Below are 553 nucleotides of genomic sequence, written 5' to 3'. Positions count from 1 at the left end.
TTGCGGCTCGGTAGCTCAGTCGGTAGAGCAATGCATTGAAGCTGCATGTGTCGGCAGTTCGATTCTGTCCCGCGCCATATTCATAATCATCCTTATGCGGGTGTAGTTTAGTGGTAAAACCACAGCCTTCCAAGCTGTTGTCGCGAGTTCGATTCTCGTCACCCGCTGCGGTTATGATATTGGGCCTATAGCTCAGTTGGTTAGAGCGCACGCTTGATAAGCGTGAGGTCGGTGGTTCAAGTCCACCTAGGCCCATTGCACCACTTAATTTTATATACACATGGAGAAGTACTCAAGTGGCTGAAGAGGCGCCCCTGCTAAGGGTGTAGACCGGGAAACTGGTGCGAGGGTTCAAATCCCTCCTTCTCCGTTGTGGCCCGTTGGTCAAGTGGTTAAGACACCGCCCTTTCACGGCGGTAACATGGGTTCAAATCCCGTACGGGTCATGGTTAAATGGAGAATTACCCAAGTCTGGCTGAAGGGAACGGTCTTGAAAACCGTCAGGTGGATGTCAATCCACGCGAGGGTTCGAATCCCTCATTCTCCTTTATAA

6 tRNA genes are annotated in these 553 nt (G+C 51.2%); all 6 read left to right on the top strand.

Annotated elements, in window-relative coordinates:
• Positions 1-4 precede the first annotated feature (4 nt).
• The 6 genes from ACWP87_RS13850 to ACWP87_RS13825 all read left to right on the top strand — a co-directional run bounded on the left by ACWP87_RS13850 (position 5) and on the right by ACWP87_RS13825 (position 547).
• Positions 5-77 (top strand) — tRNA-Phe (locus tag ACWP87_RS13850).
• Positions 78-96: 19 nt separating this feature from the next.
• Positions 97-167: transfer RNA gene (locus ACWP87_RS13845), tRNA-Gly, on the top strand.
• 14 nt (positions 168-181) lie between these two features.
• Positions 182-255 (top strand) — tRNA-Ile (locus tag ACWP87_RS13840).
• Between the two features lie 27 nt (positions 256-282).
• Positions 283-370 (top strand) — tRNA-Ser (locus ACWP87_RS13835).
• A 4-nt stretch (positions 371-374) separates the two neighbouring features.
• Positions 375-446, top strand: a tRNA-Glu gene (locus ACWP87_RS13830).
• Positions 447-455: 9 nt separating this feature from the next.
• Positions 456-547 (top strand) — tRNA-Ser (locus ACWP87_RS13825).
• The last annotated feature ends 6 nt before the right edge of the window (positions 548-553 follow it).

The sequence above is a fragment of the Lacticaseibacillus sp. 22 genome (assembly GCF_055413445.1).
Note: the sequence above shows the minus strand (reverse complement) of the source record. Positions and strands in the feature narration are given on the sequence as shown.